At 68.0% G+C, this 18,842-nt stretch carries 21 protein-coding genes and 1 tRNA gene; 13 read left to right on the forward strand and 9 right to left on the reverse strand.

Annotated features, from left to right (window positions below; all coding sequences use genetic code 11):
* Positions 1-26 precede the first annotated feature (26 nt).
* The 5 genes from ggt to rsmD all read right to left on the reverse strand — a co-directional run bounded on the left by ggt (position 27) and on the right by rsmD (position 4,101).
* A complete protein-coding gene (gene ggt, locus ISN75_RS17255; RefSeq protein WP_343820983.1) occupies positions 27-1,763 on the reverse strand; it encodes a gamma-glutamyltransferase in 1,737 nt (578 codons plus the stop codon).
* The gene (locus tag ISN75_RS17260; protein WP_167256670.1) at positions 1,760-2,017 is read right to left on the reverse strand and encodes a YfhL family 4Fe-4S dicluster ferredoxin; all 258 of its coding nucleotides are present in this window, start codon (positions 2,015-2,017) and stop codon (positions 1,760-1,762) included. The genes ggt and ISN75_RS17260 overlap by 4 nt, the downstream gene beginning before the upstream one ends.
* 131 nt (positions 2,018-2,148) lie before the next feature.
* Positions 2,149-2,652: a hypothetical protein gene (locus ISN75_RS17265; RefSeq protein ID WP_167256669.1), complete on the reverse strand. Its 504-nt coding sequence runs from the start codon at positions 2,650-2,652 to the stop codon at positions 2,149-2,151.
* 331 nt (positions 2,653-2,983) lie between these two features.
* Complete coding sequence (gene coaD, locus ISN75_RS17270; protein WP_026636784.1) at positions 2,984-3,487, reverse strand: pantetheine-phosphate adenylyltransferase; 504 nt, start codon at positions 3,485-3,487, stop codon at positions 2,984-2,986.
* Positions 3,488-3,540: 53 nt separating this feature from the next.
* Complete coding sequence (rsmD, locus tag ISN75_RS17275; protein WP_343820980.1) at positions 3,541-4,101, reverse strand: 16S rRNA (guanine(966)-N(2))-methyltransferase RsmD; 561 nt, start codon at positions 4,099-4,101, stop codon at positions 3,541-3,543.
* A 104-nt stretch (positions 4,102-4,205) separates the two neighbouring features.
* Between rsmD and ftsY the strand changes: the two genes are divergently transcribed.
* The 12 genes from ftsY to ISN75_RS17335 all read left to right on the forward strand — a co-directional run bounded on the left by ftsY (position 4,206) and on the right by ISN75_RS17335 (position 12,798).
* The gene (gene ftsY / locus ISN75_RS17280; protein ID WP_343820978.1) at positions 4,206-5,351 is read left to right on the forward strand and encodes a signal recognition particle-docking protein FtsY; all 1,146 of its coding nucleotides are present in this window, start codon (positions 4,206-4,208) and stop codon (positions 5,349-5,351) included.
* A 15-nt stretch (positions 5,352-5,366) separates the two neighbouring features.
* A complete protein-coding gene (locus tag ISN75_RS17285) occupies positions 5,367-6,452 on the forward strand; it encodes an AsmA family protein (RefSeq protein WP_343820976.1) in 1,086 nt (361 codons plus the stop codon).
* Positions 6,453-6,463: 11 nt separating this feature from the next.
* Positions 6,464-7,495, forward strand: a complete 1,032-nt coding sequence (mutY, locus tag ISN75_RS17290; protein ID WP_343821079.1) for an A/G-specific adenine glycosylase — start codon at positions 6,464-6,466, stop codon at positions 7,493-7,495.
* 12 nt (positions 7,496-7,507) lie between these two features.
* Positions 7,508-7,786: an oxidative damage protection protein gene (locus ISN75_RS17295; RefSeq protein ID WP_167256666.1), complete on the forward strand. Its 279-nt coding sequence runs from the start codon at positions 7,508-7,510 to the stop codon at positions 7,784-7,786.
* A gap of 73 nt (positions 7,787-7,859) precedes the next feature.
* A tRNA-Phe gene (locus ISN75_RS17300) sits at positions 7,860-7,935 on the forward strand.
* A 281-nt stretch (positions 7,936-8,216) separates the two neighbouring features.
* Positions 8,217-8,393: a type II toxin-antitoxin system HicA family toxin gene (locus ISN75_RS17305; RefSeq protein ID WP_167256665.1), complete on the forward strand. Its 177-nt coding sequence runs from the start codon at positions 8,217-8,219 to the stop codon at positions 8,391-8,393.
* 18 nt (positions 8,394-8,411) lie between these two features.
* Entirely contained in the window at positions 8,412-8,840 is a 429-nt protein-coding gene (locus ISN75_RS17310) for a type II toxin-antitoxin system HicB family antitoxin (protein ID WP_167256664.1), read from the forward strand.
* A 55-nt stretch (positions 8,841-8,895) separates the two neighbouring features.
* Positions 8,896-9,141 carry a 2-hydroxyacyl-CoA dehydratase gene (locus ISN75_RS17315; protein WP_167256663.1) on the forward strand — a complete coding sequence of 82 codons (246 nt, stop codon included), beginning with the start codon at positions 8,896-8,898 and terminating at the stop codon, positions 9,139-9,141.
* A 34-nt stretch (positions 9,142-9,175) separates the two neighbouring features.
* Positions 9,176-9,550, forward strand: a complete 375-nt coding sequence (locus ISN75_RS17320) for a DUF4180 domain-containing protein (RefSeq protein WP_167256662.1) — start codon at positions 9,176-9,178, stop codon at positions 9,548-9,550.
* A gap of 353 nt (positions 9,551-9,903) precedes the next feature.
* A complete protein-coding gene (locus tag ISN75_RS17325) occupies positions 9,904-10,332 on the forward strand; it encodes a PepSY domain-containing protein (protein ID WP_167256661.1) in 429 nt (142 codons plus the stop codon).
* Positions 10,333-10,708: 376 nt separating this feature from the next.
* Complete coding sequence (locus tag ISN75_RS17330; RefSeq protein ID WP_343820970.1) at positions 10,709-12,361, forward strand: M28 family metallopeptidase; 1,653 nt, start codon at positions 10,709-10,711, stop codon at positions 12,359-12,361.
* 173 nt (positions 12,362-12,534) lie between these two features.
* A complete protein-coding gene (locus ISN75_RS17335) occupies positions 12,535-12,798 on the forward strand; it encodes a hypothetical protein (RefSeq protein WP_168647899.1) in 264 nt (87 codons plus the stop codon).
* Between the two features lie 165 nt (positions 12,799-12,963).
* Here ISN75_RS17335 and ybaL read toward each other — a convergent pair whose 3' ends face one another.
* From ybaL to ISN75_RS17350, 3 genes are all read right to left on the reverse strand, one after another.
* The gene (ybaL, locus tag ISN75_RS17340; protein ID WP_343820967.1) at positions 12,964-14,622 is read right to left on the reverse strand and encodes a YbaL family putative K(+) efflux transporter; all 1,659 of its coding nucleotides are present in this window, start codon (positions 14,620-14,622) and stop codon (positions 12,964-12,966) included.
* A gap of 323 nt (positions 14,623-14,945) precedes the next feature.
* A complete protein-coding gene (gene recQ / locus ISN75_RS17345) occupies positions 14,946-16,757 on the reverse strand; it encodes a DNA helicase RecQ (protein WP_343820965.1) in 1,812 nt (603 codons plus the stop codon).
* A 95-nt stretch (positions 16,758-16,852) separates the two neighbouring features.
* Positions 16,853-17,194 (reverse strand): MGMT family protein, encoded by a 342-nt coding sequence (locus ISN75_RS17350; RefSeq protein ID WP_167256656.1) that lies wholly within the window; start codon positions 17,192-17,194, stop codon positions 16,853-16,855.
* 111 nt (positions 17,195-17,305) lie between these two features.
* Between ISN75_RS17350 and ISN75_RS17355 the strand changes: the two genes are divergently transcribed.
* Positions 17,306-17,710, forward strand: coding sequence for a hypothetical protein (locus ISN75_RS17355; protein ID WP_167256655.1), 405 nt, complete (start codon positions 17,306-17,308; stop codon positions 17,708-17,710).
* Positions 17,711-17,714: 4 nt separating this feature from the next.
* Here the strand turns inward: ISN75_RS17355 and ISN75_RS17360 are convergent, their stop codons facing one another.
* Positions 17,715-18,833, reverse strand: coding sequence for an inorganic phosphate transporter (locus ISN75_RS17360; protein ID WP_167256654.1), 1,119 nt, complete (start codon positions 18,831-18,833; stop codon positions 17,715-17,717).
* Between the last annotated feature and the right edge of the window lie 9 nt (positions 18,834-18,842).

The following is an 18,842-nucleotide window of genomic DNA, read 5'->3' on the forward strand; positions in this document are numbered from 1 at the left end:
CCCTTAGCAGCGCGCCGGCGTTCCTCTTACTGCACCTTGCCCAGGCCCGACGGCCGGCGCGGATCGCTGGCCGCGTCGAGCTTGCCGCTCTTGAGATCCCAGGTGACCACGTTCATATAGCCCCACGGCGAGCGGGATTTCAGCGTATGGCCCATGCGGGTCAGCGCGTCGGCGGTGGCGGCGTCGAACACGCCCTCCTCCACGTCCACGCGGTCCGGCATGTACTGGTGATGGAAGCGCTTCTGCCCGGCGATGCCGAGCGCGTCCTTGCCGTCGATGAACGCCATGATGCCTTCCAGCACCTGGGTGATGATGGTGGAGCCGCCCGGCGAGCCGATCACGCCGACGCGGTCGGTACCGAACACGATGCTCGGCGTCATCGACGACAGCATGCGCTTGCCCGGTGCCGGCGCGTTGGCGGCGCTGCCGAGCAGGCCGTAGACGTTAGGCATGTTCGGCACCAGGGCGAAGTCGTCCATCTCGTCGTTGAGCAGCACGCCGGTGCCGTCGGCGACGAAGGTGGAACCCAGGGTGTAGTTAACCGTGAGCGTGATCGAGGCGATATTGCCCTCGCGGTCGATCACCGAGAAATGCGTGGTGTGCATGCCCGGATCGACGCCGGTGCTCGCCGGCAGCATCGCGGAAGGCGTGGCCTTGTCCGGCAGGATGGTCTGGCGCAGGCCGGCCGCGTAGTAAGGCGACAGCAGCATGTCCAGCGGCATCTTCACGAAGTCCGGGTCGCCCAGGTAATCGTTGTGGTCGCGGAAGGCGCGGCGCATCGCCTCGATCACCAGATGCGTGCGGTGCGCGTCGTCCAGCTTGGCCAGGTCGAAGCCGGAAAGAATATTGAGGATCTCGGCCACCGCCACGCCGCCCGAGGAAGGCGGCGGCGCGGTGACGATGCGGTAGCCGCGGTAGTCGACCACGATCGGCGCGCGCTCCTTCACCTGGTAGCTCTCCAGGTCCTTGGCGCTCCAGTGGCCGCCGGCCGCGTTCACCGCGGCGACCAGCTTCTGCGCCACGTCGCCGCGATAGAAACCGTCGTGGCCCTGCTCTCCCAGCCGTTCCAGCGTGCGGGCCTGGCCGGGATCGCGCCAGGTTTCGCCCTTGCCCGGCACCTTGCCGCCCGGCAGGAACTTGGCGGCGGAAGCGGGCCAGCGCCGGATGTCCTTCTGGCGTTCCTCGATGGCGTTGAGCAGGCGGCTGTCCGGCTCGAAACCGTCGCGGGCCAGGCGCACCGCCGGGGCCAGCGACTCCTTCAGCGGCAGCTTGCCGTAGTGCCTGGCCAGCCAGGCCAGGCCGGCCGGTTCGCCGGGAATGCCGGCGGAGAGCGGGCCGTTGAGCGCGGCGTCGCGGTTGGGCGAGCCGTCGGCGCTGAGGTAGTCCTTGGCGTTCACCGAAGCCGGCGCGGTCTCGCGCGCATCGATGAAGATGTCCTTGCCGTCGGCAGCGCGGTGCAGCACCGCCATGAAACCGCCGCCGATGCCGGAGCTTTCCGGTTCCACCACCGACAGCGCGGAGGCCACCGCGATCGCCGCGTCGAAGGCGTTGCCGCCCTTGGCGATCACTTCGAGGCCGGCCTCGGTGGCGTGGAAGTTGGCGCTGGCGATGGCGGCCTTGCCCGGGCCCTTCAGCGCGGTTGGCGTCTTCGCCGCGGCGGGAACGTTATGCGGACCATCCGCACAGGCGGCGCCACTGACCAGCAGCAGGCCCAACAGCACGGCGCGGGCGCGCAGCGCCGGCCACTTCACGGAAAACCTCATGCCTGCCCCTCGTTCATCAACTGGCGGTACTTGAGTTGAAGCTGTTCCTGCGTCTCGGTGTGCTCGGGGTCGACCAGGATGCATTCGACCGGGCAGACCTCGATGCATTGCGGTTCGTCATGATGCCCCACGCACTCGGTGCACAGCGCCGGGTCGATCACGTAGTACTCCTCGCCCAGCGAGATAGCCTTGTTCGGACAGACCGGTTCGCATACGTCGCAGTTGACGCAGGTATCGAGGATTTTCAGGGACATCGCGCGAGTGTACACGGTAGCGCCGGATGCCGCGGCGCAGCAATCGGCCCGGGGCCCGGGATTTCGCCCAATAAAAAAACCCGCGGCGTCTGCACGCCGCGGGTTCTTGCCGCGAAGGCCGCAGCCCTGGCTTACATCGCCACGAAGCGCAGCTTGGCGCCGGTCGGCTGCAGCGCGGTGGTGACGCGCGCCTCGTCGGCCTGGTCGCCGATGAACAGGATGATCACGTCCTTGAAGGAACCCGGCTTGGCATCCTTGAAGGCTTCGATGATCAGGTCGGCGGTCTTGGCCGATTCCGGACCGGCGAACACCAGCATATTGCCCGGCAGCACGCCGCGGGCCACGGTGTCCTGCACGTTCGACAGCTGGCGGTCGCGCTTGGCCTTGTCGTCGTCGCTGTCGCCGGCGTTCACCAGGTAGGGGTACGGGCGATCGGCGGTCATGCCCTGCATGTTCTTCTGCACGATCTGGCCGAGGTACGCGTTCCAGGCCTTGGCGTCGTTCGGGTCGGTCGGCTTGGAAACCTGCGCGGTCTGCGTGGTGGCCTGGCTGGCGTTCTCGTCCTCGCCCTTGTTGCAGCCGGCGAGGGCCAGCGAGCCGAGCGCGATGGCGGCAAGGAGTGCGTACTTGTACATGGTGGTCACCCTGGAGTTCTTGGAAGTCTGGAGGTGGATCCCGGAAGACAGGACCCTCCGGTGCCGCTGACGGGAACGCTGCCCCTGTCCGCAGGATGGCCGGGAGCATACACGAGCGCCCCCGATGCAAACCACGCTTAGGGAACCTCTGATCTATTCCTACGTGCCCGTCACCGCAACGAGTTAGATTTAAAGATGGGGTGACGTCCAGAAGGCCCGCAGGCGTGGCCGCGCGACTTGGCAAGACGGCCAGTCTTCCCGGCGCCGCGCGGCCACGCCTGCGGGCCTTCTGGACGTCATGCCGGGTACGTAGGAATAGATCAGAGGTTCCCTAGATACGGCGCTGGCGCATCGCCTGCTGCACGGCCGGGTGCACGAAACCGGAGATGTCGCCGCCGAGGCGGCCGATCTCGCGCACCAGCGAAGACGAGATGAAGCTGTACTGCTCGGCCGGGGTGAGGAACAGCGTTTCCACACCGGGAATCAGATGGCGGTTCATGCTGGCCAGCTGGAATTCGTATTCGAAGTCCGACACCGCGCGCAGGCCGCGGATGATCACGCCGGCGTGGATTTCGCGCACGAAGTCCGCCAGCAGGCAGTCGAAGCCGCGCACTTCCACGTTGCGCAGGTCGGCCAGGGCCAGACGCGCCAGCGCGATGCGCTCGTTGAGGCTGAAGCCCGGGCCCTTGCCGCCCTTGTTCTGGCTTTCGGCCACGGCCACCACCACCCGCTCGAACAGCGGCGCGGCGCGCGCGACCAGGTCGGCGTGTCCGTTGGTGATCGGATCGAAGGTGCCCGGATAGACGGCGAGACGCGTATTGACCGGCGGATTCACGTGGGCTTCGACGCTGCGGCGAAAAGGACCGGTAGCTTAGCGCCTGGGCTGGCTCAGGCAACCCGCCGATAGAGTGCGTAGCGCACCTCGCCGGCATGGCCCTCGCGATGCAGCTGCCACGCAGGCGGCAGGCCCAGCGTCTTGCCGCGCGGCGATTCGACGTAGATCCACGCCGAAGGCGACAGCCAGCCGCCGCTTTCCAGCCGCCTGGACAGCGGCTCCCACAGCTCCAGCGCGAAGGGCGGGTCGAGGAAGACCACGCCATACGGCCGCGCCGGGCCTTGCAGGTAAGCCCCGGCATCCGCCGCCGCCACCTCGCCGCCGGCCGCCTTCAAGCGGACAAGGTTGCCGCGCAGGGCCTGCGCCGCGCGCGGATCGCGCTCCACGAACTGCGTGCGCGCCGCGCCGCGCGACAGCGCCTCGATGCCCAGCGCCCCGGTCCCTGCGCACAGATCCAGGCATTCCGCACCGGCGATCACCGGCGCCAGCCAGTTGAACAGCGTTTCGCGCACCCGCTCGGCGGTGGGGCGCAGGCCCGGCAGTCCGGGTACGTCCAGACGGGAATTGCGCAGCGTGCCGCCGATGATGCGGATGCGCCCGGCCGCGCCGCTCATGTGAACCGCGGCCGCGCTGCGATGCGCGGGGTGCCGGCTGGGAGTCGGGGAGGAAAAGTCGGGGGTGGTAGCATGGGCGGCATTGTCTTCGAATCCCCGCCGCAATGCTCAAGTTCTGGAAGAAGAAACCCGCCGAGACGCCCACGCCGCCGCCGGCCGAGCAGGCTGCAGACGAGCAGGCCGCCGGCGCTCCGGTCGCGGCCATTCCGCACGACGCGGATACCGGCTCGCTGGATAACCCCGCGCTCGGCGAGGCACTGTCGGAAGCCGCCCCGCCGGCCGAACCCGACACCGAGGAACACCCCTTCGAAGTCCCCGCCGCCGAAGCCGCTCCGGCCAAGCGCAGCTGGCGCGAACGCCTGTCCGGCAGCTCCTTCGCGCGCGGCCTGAGTTCGCTGTTCAGCCGCAACCCCAAGCTCGACGACGCTTTGCTCGACGAGCTGGAAACCACCCTGATCACCGCCGACGTCGGCATCGAGGCCAGCACCTCGCTGGTGGAAGACCTGCGCAAGCGCATGCACAAGCGTGAGTTCGGCGACGCCGCCGCCCTGCTGGCCGCGCTGCGCAAGGAACTGGTGACCCTGCTGGCGCCGGTGCAGCAGCCGCTCGACGTCAGCGGACGCAAGCCCTTCGTGGTGCTCACCGTGGGCATCAACGGCGTCGGCAAGACCACCACCATCGGCAAGCTGGCGCGCCGCTACCGCGACGAGAACCGCGCGGTGCTGCTCGCCGCCGGCGATACCTTCCGCGCCGCCGCGGTGGAACAGCTCAAGACCTGGGGCGCGCGCAACAGCGTGCCGGTGATCGCGCAGGGCCAGGACGCCGATTCGGCCAGCGTGATCTTCGATGCGCTGCAGGCCGCGCGCTCGCGCGGCGCCGACGTGCTGATCGCCGACACCGCCGGCCGCCTGCATACCCAGGGCGGCCTGATGGACGAGCTGGGCAAGATCGCCCGCGTGCTGAAGAAGCTCGACGCCGACGCGCCGCACGAGGTGCTGATGGTGATCGACGGCACCACCGGCCAGAACGCGGTGAGCCAGGTGCGCCAGTTCCGCCAGATCGTCGGCGTGACCGGCCTGGTGGTGACCAAGCTGGACGGCACCGCCAAGGGCGGCGTGGTGTTCGCGCTGGCCCGCGAGTTCGGGCTGCCGATCCGCTATGTCGGCCTGGGCGAAAGCGCCACGGACCTGCGCGTGTTCGACGCCCAGGATTACGTGGACGGCCTGCTGCCGGCCAGCATCGGTGCCTGACGGTATGCGCCAGCCATGCGAGTGACCCTGCCGCGCTGGCTGCGCATCGCGCTGTGGAGCGTCGGCGGCCTGGCGCTGGTCGGGCTGCTGACCGCGGTGATCTCGCTGTACCTGCTGCTGCAGCCGAGCCGCTTCACCGCGCTGCTGCAGCGCGAAGCCAGCAACGCCGGCCTGGTGCTCAATCTCGCCAGCCCCGCCAGCCCCACCTTGTTTCCGCGCCCCGCGCTGGAACTGCAGGGGCTCACGCTGAGCGCGAAAGACGCCAGCATGCCGATCCTGCTCGCCGCGCGCGGCCGCCTGCAGCTGCCGTGGCGCGCGCTGCTGGGCAAGGAGACGGTGATTTCGCGGCTGGAGATCGATTCTCCGCGCGTGGACCTGGACGCACTGGAAGCCTGGGCCGCCAGCCTGCCGCCGCGTTCGGCCGGCGAGCCGCCGCAGATTCCGCGCATCGACGCCGGCGTGCGCGTGACGCGCGGCAGCCTGGTGCGCGGCAATGAATTGCTGCTGGGCGACGTGTCGCTGGATACCGGCAGCCTGATCTCCGGCCAGCCGTTTCCGCTGTCGATTTCCGCCAAGGATGCAGCGGGCGAACCGCTGCAGCTGGATCTGTCGGCGACGCCGCGCCTGAAGGGCGACACGCTGCAACTGGATGCGCTGGGCGTGCACTTCTCCCAAGGCAGCACGCTCACCTTGCAACTGTCCGGCGACGCACACTGGCACGGCGCCGCCGATGCCTCGCTGCGCCTGCGCGGCAAGCTCGATCACGCCGAGGCCGGCGTCTACGACACCTCGCTGGTGCTGACTCCCGCCAACCAGGTCGACCCGCTGCTGCTGGCGGTCAAGCTCGACGGCCCCGGCAACCACGCCGACCTGCGCCTGCCGCCACTGGCGCTGGCCGACTGGTGGGCGCAGCTCAACCATCCGCAGGGTCCGCGCCTGAGCGTGCCGCCCGGCAGCGGCACCGCCGAGATCGCCAAGCTGGAAAGCGGCGGCGTGAGCATCGAAGGCCTGAGCATCAAGACCGGCGTCGCCCCGGTGTCCGCGGCTTCCGCGGCCGCGCCCGCCGACAGCAAGCCCGCCGCGCCGCGCGCACCGAAATGAGCAAGCTCGCGATGCCCGATTTCGCCACCCGGCTGCTGGCGTGGTTCGACCGCCATGGCCGCCACGACCTGCCCTGGCAGCATCCGCGCGATGCCTACCGCGTATGGCTGTCGGAGGTGATGCTGCAGCAGACCCAGGTCGGCACGGTGATTCCCTACTTCCAGCGCTTCGTCGGCGCGCTGCCGACGCTGCGCGACCTGGCCGCGGCGGATGAGGACACGGTGCTCGCGCTGTGGTCGGGCCTGGGCTACTACCGCCGCGCCCGCTTTCTGCATCGCGCCGCGCAGCTGTGCGTGGAACAGCACGGCGGCGAACTGCCGCGCGATTTCGATGCGCTCGCTGCCCTGCCCGGCATCGGCCGCTCCACCGCCGGTGCCATCCTGGCGCAGGCGCACGGGCTGCGCTTCGCCATCCTCGACGGCAACGTCAAGCGCGTGCTGACACGCCATCTCGGCATCCACGGGCATCCCGGCCAGAGCGCGGTGGAAAAAGAACTGTGGCGGCATGCGCAGGCGTACACGCCGGCCGCGCGCGTCGCCCACTACACGCAGGCGATCATGGATCTGGGCGCCACCGTCTGCGTGCGCTCGAAGCCGAAGTGCGAGGACTGCCCCGTCGCCGCCGACTGCGTGGCGAAACGCGACCAGCTCACCGCGCAACTGCCCAGCGCCAAGCCCGGCAAGGCCGTGCCCACGCGCTCCACCGTAATGCTGCTGCTGCGCGACGAACGCCGCCGCGTGCTGCTGGAACGCCGCGGCCCGCAGGGCGTATGGGCCGGCCTGTGGAGCCTGCCGGAAGCGGAGGGCACCGAAGAGGCCTGGCGCAAGGCGCAGCAGCTGGCGCGTATCGACGACGCCCAGGCGCTCGCGCCCTTCGTGCACGTCTTCAGCCATTACCGCCTGCAGGTGGAGCCGCTGCTGTTCGACGGCGCGACAGCGCATCGCGCCATCGCCGATAATCCCGCGCTGCGCTGGTGCGACACCGGCGACCTCGCCGCGCTCGGCCTGCCCGCTCCCGTGCGCACCCTGCTGCAAAGTCTCTAAGGAAACTCCGCGATGAGCCGTACCATCCGCTGCGCCAAGCTCGGCATCGAAGCCGAAGGCCTGGACTTCGCCCCCTGGCCCGGCCCGCTCGGCCAGCGCATCTACGCGGAAATCTCCAAGCCCGCGTGGCAGGAATGGCTGGCGCACCAGACCATGCTGATCAACGAATACCGCCTCAACCCGCTGGACCCGAAGGCGCGCAAGTTCCTGGGCGAGGAAATGGAAAAATTCCTGTTCGGCGGCGACGTCGCACAGCCGGAAGGCTATGTGGCGCCCGACGCGGATTCTTGACGGCCGCGGCGAACTTCGGTTTAATGCGCGGCTCCACGCAGTACCGATGACCTTCCTGGTCGTCAGCACTTCTGGCCGAGTAGCTCAGTTGGTAGAGCAGGGGATTGAAAATCCCCGTGTCGGCGGTTCGATTCCGTCCTCGGCCACCATCTCAAGCGGTTTTCCAGCGTTGCGCTGAAGCAGCCGCAAAAATCCCAGGCTTGCTCAATATCGGATCGTTCGTTCGACGAGCGGTGCGTCGCGCTCGCGTCGTCGCGCATACCGTCGAACGAAGCGCATGCGCATCGGATAGTTCGCGTCCTGCCCGGTGCAGCGTAAGCGCAAGCCCAAAAGCAGGCCTGGTTACGCCGATCGGCCCGCGCCGGCCTCTAGCCTGTCGCTGTTCACCCCCCGCCCATTGACCGATACACACTATGTGTGTATAAAAGCCATGAACAGCGCCGACCTTCTCAAGCTCCTCCGATCCAAAGGCTTCTTTCTGGTCGGCGTCCGCGGCAGCCACCACAAGCTGCGCAACGCGGCCCGGATCACGGTGATCATTCCTCATCCCAAGAAGGACCTGGGCAAGGGACTGGTCGCCGCCATACTCAAGCAGGCTGGCCTTTGAGCCTTGCCCGAGGTGCCTATGCGTTACCCCGTCGTCATCGAAACCGGCAACGATAAAACCGCCTTCGGTGTCATCGTCCCCGACTTCCCCGGTGTATTCAGCGCCGGCGACACACTGGACGAGGCCCTGGCCCAGGCCGAAGAAGCCATCCTGTTCGCGCTCGAAGACGTGGTGAGCGAAGGCAAGGACTTTCCCGCCGCGTCGAATCTCGCCGACCTGATCTCGGGCAAGGACCCCAGGGGCGGCCCAAGGCATTTCCCGGCCACCCGGTGGGCCTGGCACGTCATCGACGTCGACACCTCCAGGCTCACCGCCAAGGCCATCCGCGTGAACATCACCGTGCCGGAGCCGCTGCTCAAGATGATCGACCGCTATGTCGCCGAACATCCCGGCGAATCGCGCAGCGGCATCCTGGTGCGCGGCGCCCAGGCCATCATCAACCGCTAGCATCCGGCGATGCGGCTGCTACATTCCCCTCCTCCCGACAAGAATCCCCGCAGCAATGCCTACTCGCATTTCTGACGATATCTGGCGTCAGTTCCAGGAAGAACTCGCAGCTGTCGATCGCAAACCTTCCGCGCCGCTGTCGCGCGACGAACTGGCCCGCCTCAATCCGGAGCAGCGCCTGGCGCTGGCCAGGACCGAGTTCATGGACATCAAGCGCAAGTACGGCTTGAAAGTGGACGACGTGCTCACCTTCCTCCCGGAAGAGGAAGTAGTGACTTATCTGCAGCAGCTGATGAACTGAGCCGCGCGCCACGCCCCACGGAAGGATCAGGAACATGCTCGAAGGCATCTCCACGCTCGCCGGCACCCGTGTGCTGGTCTATGCCGCGCAAGGTCCGCTGCTGGCGCAGGAGCGCGACGCGAACGATCTGATCGCCGAGGCCGGCGTGCACGAGGCCACGTGGGTCGCCTTGCCCGCCGAACGTCTGCACGAAGACTTCTTCCGCCTCGACACCCGCCTGGCCGGCGCGATGCTGCAGAAGTTCGTCAACTACGGCGTGCGTGTCGCGGTGATCGGCAACATCGATGCGTGGCTGGAACGCAGCAAGGCGCTGCGCGATTTCGCGCATGAGACCAATCGCGGAGCGATGTTCTGGTTCGTCGGCGATATGGCTGCGTTCGAGCACAAGCTGCAGAACTTCCCGGCCTGAACCGCGCGGCACCCGGCTCGCCTAATAGGACTTATCTGATTCCGGGCGTCGAGCCTCATCGGCACGATGCTCACGTGCCCGCGGCGAGGTCAGTTGCACGTGCCCCCTTGCCAGCCCGACCCTCGCCGCGGGCCACCTTCCTACTGCCGGGGATGGCCGGTACTGGCGAGCACGCCAGCGGCGGCGAGGTCGTCGGAGCGACTCGCCGCCGGGATTTTTTCCTAGCTATCCAAGCAGCGCGCTATTCAGCGCATCTTTCGCTTCGTGTACGCGGCGTCCTCGTTCACCCGAGGTTGCGTCCGCCGAAGGAAGACTCGACGGGCTCCATTCCCCACCGCAAAGAGGAGACGTCGATGAAGCTTCATCCTTCTTCATTGGCCACCGCACTGGCGCTCGCCGTAGCGCTGGCCGCTCCGCTCGCGATGGCGCAGGACGCGCTGACCGAACGGCAGGTGCACAACCAGCTCGAGCAGCAGGGCTACAAGAAGATCCACGATCTGAAATTCCGCGACGGCATGTGGCGGGCCCGCGCAAAAAGCGCGGATGGTCGCAGCGTCACCGTCAAGATCGATCCGCGCACCGGCGAGGCGTATCCCGACGAACAAGTCTCGCGCCTCAGCGAAACAGACGTGCGTGCCTCGCTCTCCACCGCCGGTTACACCCACGTGCACGACGTGGATTTCAAGGATGGCCTGTGGCGCGCCAAGGCGGAGAACCCCGCCGGCGCCGACGTGAAGCTGCAGATCGATCCGCATACGGGCAAGGTGATCGGTACCGACTGATCCCGCGCGAATCAACCTCCCGCATATGCAAAGCGCCGGTGGCTCACGCCCCGGCGCTTTGCATATCTGGATATCCATCCCCGAAAGCCGTTCGCGCGATGCGCCGGACGGCGAAATAAATAGGCGGCGTTCACGGCCATGTGGATTACGTCGAGCCTGCTATCCCTAGCCCCCTGTCGACACGCCGCGGGAAGTCGAACACTTAGCTCCCCGGCGCGCATGGTAGGGAGCCTGTGCGCAGGCGTTCTGTGATGCAGTTCCATACGGCAGGAACTGTCTCTAGGACTCTTTGACATTATCTCGATCCAAAAAGAAACGGGACCGGCGCGCGTACCACGCTCTATGATTGAGTCCGTTTTCCCCACAGGTAACGCCCGTGAAACGACTCGCCCTTTCGCTACTCGCCCTGTCCATTTCCAGCGCCGTGCTGGCGGCCGAAGCGCCGAGCTTCGATCCGCATCGCCTCTCGGCCGACGTGAAGACGCTTTCTTCCGATGCGTTCGAAGGCCGCGGCCCCGCCACCGCCGGCGAGACCAAGACCGTCGATTACCTGATCGCCCAGTACAAGGCCGCCGGCCTGCAGCCGGGCGGCGACCTGAAGAACGGCAAGCGCGCCTGGACCCAGGCCGTGCCGCTGCTGCGCGCGGAGATCGCCGGCACGCCGGCGCTGTCGGTATCGGTCGACGGCAAGCCGCAGGCGCTGACCCAGGGCGAGCAGATCGCCGTGCGCGCCGCGATGGACGGTTCCAAACAGGTGGCGATCAAGGACGCGCCACTGGTCTTCGTCGGCTACGGCGTGAAGGCGCCGGAACGCCACTGGGACGACTTCAAGGGCGTGGACCTGCACGGCAAGATCGCCGTGGTGCTGATCAACGATCCGGATTTCGAGACCGGCCAGGGCGATTTCGGCGGCAAGGCCATGACCTACTACGGCCGCTGGACCTACAAGTACGAAGAAGCCGCACGCCAGGGCGCGGCCGGCGTGCTGATCGTGCACGAGACGGAGCCGGCGTCCTACGGCTGGAACACGGTGAAGAACTCCAACACCAATGCGATGTTCGACATCGTGCGCGACAAGCCGGCCGAGACGCATCCGCAGGTGGAAGCATGGATCCAGCGCGATTTCGCCGTGGATCTGTTCAAGCGCGCCGGCCTCGACTTCGATGCGCTGAAGAAGCAGGCGCAGACGCGCGAGTTCAAGCCGGTGACGCTGAAGGGCGAGAGCTTCTCCGCCAGCTACAAGGTGGACAGCAAGGTCATCACTTCGCACAACGTGGTGGGCCGCATCGACGGCGCCAAGCATCCGGACGAGACCGTGATCTACAGCGCGCACTGGGATCATCTGGGCGTCGGCGCACCCGATGCCAAGGGCGACAAGATCTACAACGGCGCAGTGGACAACGGCACCGGTACGGCGGCGCTGATCGAGCTGGCGCGCGCGTTCAAGAGCGCACCCAAGCCGGAGCGCTCCATCGTGTTCCTCAACGTCACCGCGGAAGAGAAAGGCCTGCTCGGCTCCGAGTACTACGCGGCCAATCCGCTTTACCCGCTGGGCAAGACGGTGGGCGTGATCAATCTCGACGCGCTCGACCCGCACGGTCCGGCGCGCAACTTCACCATTTCCGGCAGCGCCAGGCTGGATCTGCTGGACGACCTGATCGCCACCGCCAAGCGCTGGAACCTCAGCTACTCGCCGGACCCGAAGCCGGAAGCGGGCCACTTCTTCCGCTCCGATCATTTCTCCTTCGCCAAGCGCGGCGTGCCGGCGATCTCGTTCGGCTCGGGCAACGACTGGGTCGACGGCGGCCTGGCCGCGGGCAAGCAGGCCGAGGACGAATACACCGACAAGCACTACCACCAGCCCTCGGACGAGTGGGAGGCCGGCTGGTCGTTCACCGGCATGGCGCGCGACCTGCAGATCCTCTACACGCTAGGCAGCGAGCTGGCCAATTCGAACCAGTGGCCGGACTGGAGCAAGGACTCCGAGTTCCGCGCCGCCCGCGACAAGACCGCCGCCGACCGCAAGTAAGCGGCGCTCACCGCAGCACGCGAACGGCCCGCTTCGGCGGGCCGTTTGTTTTCCATCAGCGGATGAACGGAGATTTCACGAAGAGCCACAAAGCCGTCTTCGCCGAATCACGATCCGGTCATAGGCCGCGCGCACGCTATGCGGACACCGTCCCCCACGGCAAGAACCGCTTCATGCTGGCCCAATACGTATTCCCCGCCAAGGCAGGGCTGTTCCGCATCGTCCGCCACGGACGCCGCTGGCGCAGCATGTTCGACATGCAAGAGACCGGACGCTACGACAGCGCCGAGCAGGCACTGGCCGCGCTGCGCGAGGCGTGGCCGCAGGCGCGGCTGCCGGCATCGCTGGAAGAGTGGCGTTATCTGCGCCAGGCCGCGGCGATGACGCATGGGCGCGATCCGGATGAGCCGGGAGAGCGCTGGCGCATGACGGGCTAAAGCTTCTGCCCCCTCTCCCCTCCGGGGAGAGGGTTGGGGGTGAGGGGTCGAGCGGAGCGTAGAAGCTGGAGCGGAAAGCGAGCCACGCCTTGTCGATCCTCTTCCGCGAGCACCCGCCCCTCATCTGCCTGCCGGCATCTTCTCCCCGGCGGGGAGAAGAGTTCTCTATACAGGCGCCAATCCTTCGGTCATCGCCCGCGCCAGCTCACGCTCCCCCATCACCACCATATCCGCACCCTGCTTCTGCAGATGCTCGCGGCACTCCTCCGAATCCGCCCGCGCAATGATGCGCAGCCTTGGATTCAACTGCCGCGCCGCACGCACCACCTCGCCGCTCTCGAACGCCTGCGGCAAGGTCACCAGCAGCGCCTTCGCTTCCGGCAGGTTGGCGGCGCCCAGCACTTCGTCGCTGGAGGCATTGCCCACCAGGGTCTCGATGCCCTGCTGCTGCAAGGTATCGACGTGGTCTTTTTCCTCTTCCAGCACCAGCAGCGGCAGGCCGGTGGCATGCACCGCTTCGCCCAGCAGCTGGCCGAGCTTGCCGTAGCCGGCCACCACCACGTGCCCGCTCAGCTCCGTCGGCTGCAGCGGCACGGCGGCGGTGCCGCCCTGCTCCGCCTCGGCGGCGGCCGCGCGCGCATCCATCCGCGCCTTGGCGCGGTCGAGCAGCTTGAACAGCAGCGGATTGATCAGGATGGACAGGATCGCCGCGGCCAGCAGCACGTCCTGCGCTTCCTTGGTCACCAGGTTCTGCGCCACGCCCACGCCGATCAGGATGAAGGAGAACTCGCCGATCTGCGCCAGGCTGGTGGCGATGGTGAGCGCGGTGGTCATCGGCTTGCGGAAGGCCAGCACGATGCCCAGCGCCGCTACCGACTTGCCGATCACGATGATCGCCAGCGCGGCCAGCACCACCAGCGGCTCGGACAGCAGCACCTGGTAATTGAACAGCATGCCGATGGAAACGAAGAACAGCACGGCGAACGCATCGCGCAGCGGCAGGGTTTCCTCGGCGGCGTCGTGCGCGAGTTTCGATTCGCCCATCATCATGCCGGCGAAGAACGCGCCCAGCTCGAACGACACGCCGAACAGCCCCGCGGCGCCGAAGGCCACGCCCAGCGCGATCGCCAGCACGGCCAGGCGGAACAGTTCGCGCGAACCGGTCTGCGCGATCACCTGCAGCAGCCAGGGGATCAGCCGCTTGCCCACGATCAGCATCACCGCCACGAAGGCCACCACCTTGCCGATGGTGATGCCGACGGTCATGGCGATCTCGCCGAAGGACATCGACTGCCCGGCATTCAGCGACGCGCCGATCGCCGGCAGCAGCACCAGCGCCAGCACCATGGCGAGGTCCTCGACGATCAGCCAGCCCACCGCGATGCGCCCGCGCTCGGTCTCCATCAGCCGGCGCTCTTCCATCGCGCGCAGCAGCACCACGGTGCTGGCCACCGACAGCGCCAGGCCGAACACGAAGCTCTGCACCATCGGCCAGCCCAGCGCCCAGCCCAGCAGCATGCCCAGCACCGTGGCCACCGCCATCTGCCCGAGCGCGCCGGGGATGGCGATGGATTTGACCGAGAGCAGATCCTTCAGCGAGAAGTGCAGGCCGACGCCGAACATCAGCAGCACCACGCCGATCTCCGCCAGCTGGTGCGCGAGATGGCCGTCGGCCACGAAGCCCGGTGTGAACGGGCCGCACACCACGCCGGCGAGCAGATAGCCGGCCAGCGGCGGCAGGCGCAGGCGGTGCGCGATGGCGGCGAAGAAGAAGGCGAGCACGATGCCGCCGACGATGGTGCCGATAAGAGGGGCGTCATGCATGGCGGCGGTCCTTCCGGTGATGAGCGGGTACCCGGGCGCTGAGGGAGCGCGGGGGCGCCGTGGTGGACAAGCGGGCTCGTCGTGGCGCGTCTAGGTGTTGTAAGGGCTTGGGGCGTGCGGCACAAGCGCGAAGGCGCATTTTCGGCCTTGCCTCAACCTCCACTCTCGTCATCCCGGCGCAGGCCGGGATCCAGTGGCGATATCACTCGATGGTCGCCGCAGGCTCCGCTGGTGATGCCGGCTGGCTTCCCGCGTTCCATGAGCGCTGTCGCCACTGGATCCCGGCCTACGCCGGGATGACGATCAAGAGCCGCACGTCGACATCACTCCTGCGCATTGATCACCGCCAGGAAATCCTGCCCATAGCGCTCCAGCTTGGCTTTTCCCACGCCGCTGATCGAGCCCATCTCCGCCTCGTTCGCCGGCAGCTCGCGCAGCATCGCGAGCAAGGTGGCGTCGTGGAAGATCACGTAAGCCGGCACGCCATGCTGCTTCGCGAGTTTCGCGCGCAAGGCGCGCAGCGCATCCCACATCGGCTGCTCGTAGGCTTCGATGCCCAGGCTGCTGCCGGTGACCAGCTGGCTGTCGCGGCGGCGGCGCGAGCGGCGTTCCGGCCGCGTGTCCTCGCGCAGCAGCACTTCGCGGTTGCCGGTCAGCACCTCGCGGCTGCTGCGGGTGAGGCGCAGCGTGCCGTACTCGCCTTCCGCTTCCAGCAGTCCCGCGGCGAGCAGCTGGCGGAACACCGAACGCCACTGTTTTTCGTCCATGTCGGCGCCGATGCCGAAGGTGCTCAAATGGTCGTGGCGCAGCTGGCTCATGCGCTCGCTGTCCACACCGCGCAGGATGTCGATCACGTGGCCGGAGCCGAAGCGCTGTCCGCTGCGGTACACCGCCGACAGCGCCTTCTGCGCGGGTACGGTGGCGTCCCAGGTTTTCGGCGGCTCCAGGCAGTTGTCGCAGTTGCCGCAGGGGCCCGCATAGGTCTCGCCGAACGCGCCGAGCAGGCGCACGCGGCGGCATTCGGTGGCTTCGGCATAGGCGAGCAGCGATTCCAGCTTCTGCCGCTCCACGCGCTTGCGCTCGTCGGCGGATTCGGACTGGGCGATCATCTGGCTCATCGTCACCACGTCGGACAGGCCGTAGATCATCCAGGCCTCGGCCGGCAGGCTGTCACGTCCCGCGCGACCGGTCTCCTGGTAATAGCCTTCCATGCTGCGCGGCAGGTCCAGGTGCGCGACGAAGCGCACGTCCGGCTTGTCGATGCCCATGCCGAAGGCCACCGTGGCCACCATCACCACGCCGTCCTCGCGCAGGAAGCGCTGCTGGTTCGCCGCGCGCGTGGCCGCATCCAGCCCGGCGTGGTAAGGCAGCGCGGCAATGCCGGCCTCGGCCAACCACTGCGCGGTTTCGTCGACCTTGCGGCGGCTGAGGCAATACACGATGCCGGCTTCGCCGCGATGGCCCTCGAGAAAATCCGTGAGCTGGCGCTTCGCGTTGTGGCGCAGGGCCACGCGGTAGCGGATGTTGGGGCGGTCGAAGCTGGACAGGAACTGGCGCGCGTCCTGCAGCGCCAGGCGCTCGACGATCTCCTCGCGCGTGCGCGGGTCGGCGGTGGCGGTGAGCGCGATGCGAGGCACCTGCGCGAAGCGCTGGTGCAGCACCGCCAGCTCGCGGTACTCGGGACGGAAATCGTGGCCCCACTGCGATACGCAGTGCGCTTCGTCGATGGCGAACAGCGCCACTTCGGTGCGTTCCAGCAGACCGAGGAAGCGCGGCGTGAGCAGGCGCTCCGGCGCCACGTAGAGCAGATTCAGCTCGCCGGCCAGCAGCTGCCGCTCCACTTCGCGCTGGTCCTCGGCGGACAGGCTGGAGTTGAGATAGGCAGCGGCGACGCCGGCCTCGCGCAACGCGTCGACCTGGTCCTGCATCAGCGCGATCAGCGGCGACACCACGATGCCCGTGCCCTGCCGCAGCAGGGCGGGAATCTGGTAGCACAGCGACTTGCCGCCGCCGGTCGGCATCAGCACCAGGGCGTCGCCGCCCTCCGCCACCTGCTCGACGATGGCTTGCTGCTGGCCGCGGAAGCTGGTGTAGCCGAAGACGCTGTGAAGAATGTCGAGGGGAGAGGAAGACATTCCCCGAATGCTAGCAAATGCGGCCCGCGGCGCCCCGGGCGTGCGGCGCTTCATCGTGTAGGCAAGCTCCGATTTCGCGGTCGGCGCGGCGAGCGTCAATCGCCCGGCATGCCCCACAGCGCGCGGTCAATATCCGCATCCAGCCCGAAGCGCGACAGCGGCACCTTGCCGTTCTTCACTTCCACGCCCTCGGCGCGCAGGCGCCTGGACTGCTCGCGAAACCCGCGGCTGCCCGGCGGAAACGCAATCTGCCCGCTGGAACGCAACACGCGGAACCACGGCAGTTCCATGCCATCGGGCACCTCGCCCAGCACACGCCCGACCAGGCGGGCGCGCCCGGGCAGGCCGGCGCGGGCGGCGATGGCGCCGTAGCTGGCGACGCGGCCCGGGGGAATGGCGGCGATGGCGGCGAAAATGCGGGCGTGCTGTTCGTTCATGGCGTGTCCGGGGTGAGACGGCATGAAGGCCTATAGCGGTAAGTCTTAGCGCGCGCCGTCATAAAGTCGTGGCAGAGTAGCGGAACCCGTTCTGCTGCCGGGAGCCGCCTCATGCATCACTTCGAAGCCGTGCGTTCCCATATCGGCGCAAAGCACGAGCTGCGCCACAACGGGCCCTACCTGATCAGCTTCGACCTGCCGCTGCCGCGCGGGCGGCACCAGGGCATCTACCTGGCCGAGCTGGAAGACGAAGCCGGCCGCCGCTTCCTGCGCGTCTCCACCCCGATCGGCCCGCTGGCCGGCGCCGACGCGCGCCGCTGCCTGCGCTTCAACTGGGAGCAGCGCGTGGGTTTCCTCGCCGTGGCCGACCTGGACGGCTCGCCCTTCCTGCACCTGTGCGAGAACCGCCCCTACGAGCTGCTCTCGATCGAAGAACTGCAGCGGGTGATCCACGAGCTGGGCGAACTGGGCGACGAGCTGGAACAAGTCGTCGCCGACGGCGGCGACGACTTCTGAGCTCTCAAGACAGCGCCTGCGCCAGCCGCACCGCGCCGTAGGCCAGCAGCGCCGTGACCGGCAGGGTGAGGATCCACGCCCACACCATCCGCTCCACCACCGACCAGCGGATCGCATTCCAGCGCTTGGCAGCGCCCACGCCCATGATCGAAGCCGACACGTTGTGCGTGGTCGACACCGGCACGCCCAGCGCCGAGGCGGTGAGGATCACCGCGGCCGAGCTGCCTTCGGCGGCGAAGCCATTGATGGGATGCAGCTTCACCATCTTGTGGCCCAGCGTCTTGATGATGCGCCAGCCGCCGCCGGCGGTGCCGCCGGCCATGGTCAGCGCGCACACCACCGCCACCCACGCCGGCACGTCGAAGCCGCCGTCGGCCGAGCCATGGATGCGCAGGAAACCCAGCCACGACGGCAGGCTGTCGAACTGGCCCGCGGCGGTGGCGCCGGCCAGGGCCAGGGCGATGATGCCCATGCTCTTCTGCGCGTCGTTCATGCCGTGGGCCAGGCCCATGGCGCTGGCTGAGACGATCTGCGCCTTGCCGAAGAAGCTGTTGACGAAGGGCGTGCGGCCGAGCCGGCGCAGCGGGCCGCTCTGGCTGGAGAACCAGCCGAGCAGCGCATACAGCGCGCCCATCAGCAGGAAGCCCATGACGAAACCCAGCAGCGGCGACACCACCATCGGCACCACCACCTTGGGGATCACGCCCTTGCCCTGCCACCAGTGATCGCCGCCCTGCGACCAGATGATGGCGGCGAAGTTGTCGCCCGAGGCCGCGATCGCCGCGCCCACCAGGGCGCCGACCAGGGCATGGCTGGAACTGGACGGCAGGCCCAGCCACCAGGTCAGCAGGTTCCACACCGTGGCCGCGCCCAGCGCGCAGATCAGCAGCTGGGAACCGGCCGCCACCACGTGGGTGTCGATCAGGCCCGCGGCGATCGTCTTGGCCACCGCGGTGCCCCACAGCGCGCCGATCAGGTTGGTGATGGCGGCCAGGATCACCGCCTGGCCCGGCGTCAGCACCTTGGTCGCCACCACCGTGGCGATGGAGTTGGCGGTGTCGTGAAAACCGTTGATGTAAGTGAAGACCAGTGCGATCAGCACCACCGCGAAGACCATGCTCATCGCGGGCGC

The sequence above is a fragment of the Dyella marensis genome (assembly GCF_049532885.1).
GTDB lineage: Bacteria > Pseudomonadota > Gammaproteobacteria > Xanthomonadales > Rhodanobacteraceae > Dyella_D > Dyella_D marensis.

Bases quoted from the DNA above. Each gene is read 5' to 3' on its own strand.
- ggt (WP_343820983.1), bottom strand. From the start codon at position 1,763: ATGAGGTTTTCCGTGAAGTGGCCGGCGCTGCGCGCCCGCGCCGTGCTG.
- ISN75_RS17260 (WP_167256670.1), bottom strand. From the start codon at position 2,017: ATGTCCCTGAAAATCCTCGATACCTGCGTCAACTGCGACGTATGCGAA.
- ISN75_RS17265 (WP_167256669.1), bottom strand. From the start codon at position 2,652: ATGTACAAGTACGCACTCCTTGCCGCCATCGCGCTCGGCTCGCTGGCC.
- rsmD (WP_343820980.1), bottom strand. From the start codon at position 4,101: ATGAGCGGCGCGGCCGGGCGCATCCGCATCATCGGCGGCACGCTGCGC.
- ftsY (WP_343820978.1), top strand. From the start codon at position 4,206: ATGCTCAAGTTCTGGAAGAAGAAACCCGCCGAGACGCCCACGCCGCCG.
- ISN75_RS17285 (WP_343820976.1), top strand. From the start codon at position 5,367: ATGCGAGTGACCCTGCCGCGCTGGCTGCGCATCGCGCTGTGGAGCGTC.
- mutY (WP_343821079.1), top strand. From the start codon at position 6,464: ATGCCCGATTTCGCCACCCGGCTGCTGGCGTGGTTCGACCGCCATGGC.
- ISN75_RS17295 (WP_167256666.1), top strand. From the start codon at position 7,508: ATGAGCCGTACCATCCGCTGCGCCAAGCTCGGCATCGAAGCCGAAGGC.
- ISN75_RS17305 (WP_167256665.1), top strand. From the start codon at position 8,217: ATGAACAGCGCCGACCTTCTCAAGCTCCTCCGATCCAAAGGCTTCTTT.
- ISN75_RS17310 (WP_167256664.1), top strand. From the start codon at position 8,412: ATGCGTTACCCCGTCGTCATCGAAACCGGCAACGATAAAACCGCCTTC.
- ISN75_RS17315 (WP_167256663.1), top strand. From the start codon at position 8,896: ATGCCTACTCGCATTTCTGACGATATCTGGCGTCAGTTCCAGGAAGAA.
- ISN75_RS17320 (WP_167256662.1), top strand. From the start codon at position 9,176: ATGCTCGAAGGCATCTCCACGCTCGCCGGCACCCGTGTGCTGGTCTAT.
- ISN75_RS17325 (WP_167256661.1), top strand. From the start codon at position 9,904: ATGAAGCTTCATCCTTCTTCATTGGCCACCGCACTGGCGCTCGCCGTA.
- ISN75_RS17335 (WP_168647899.1), top strand. From the start codon at position 12,535: ATGCTGGCCCAATACGTATTCCCCGCCAAGGCAGGGCTGTTCCGCATC.
- ybaL (WP_343820967.1), bottom strand. From the start codon at position 14,622: ATGCATGACGCCCCTCTTATCGGCACCATCGTCGGCGGCATCGTGCTC.
- recQ (WP_343820965.1), bottom strand. From the start codon at position 16,757: ATGTCTTCCTCTCCCCTCGACATTCTTCACAGCGTCTTCGGCTACACC.
- ISN75_RS17350 (WP_167256656.1), bottom strand. From the start codon at position 17,194: ATGAACGAACAGCACGCCCGCATTTTCGCCGCCATCGCCGCCATTCCC.
- ISN75_RS17355 (WP_167256655.1), top strand. From the start codon at position 17,306: ATGCATCACTTCGAAGCCGTGCGTTCCCATATCGGCGCAAAGCACGAG.
- ISN75_RS17360 (WP_167256654.1), bottom strand. From the start codon at position 18,833: ATGAGCATGGTCTTCGCGGTGGTGCTGATCGCACTGGTCTTCACTTAC.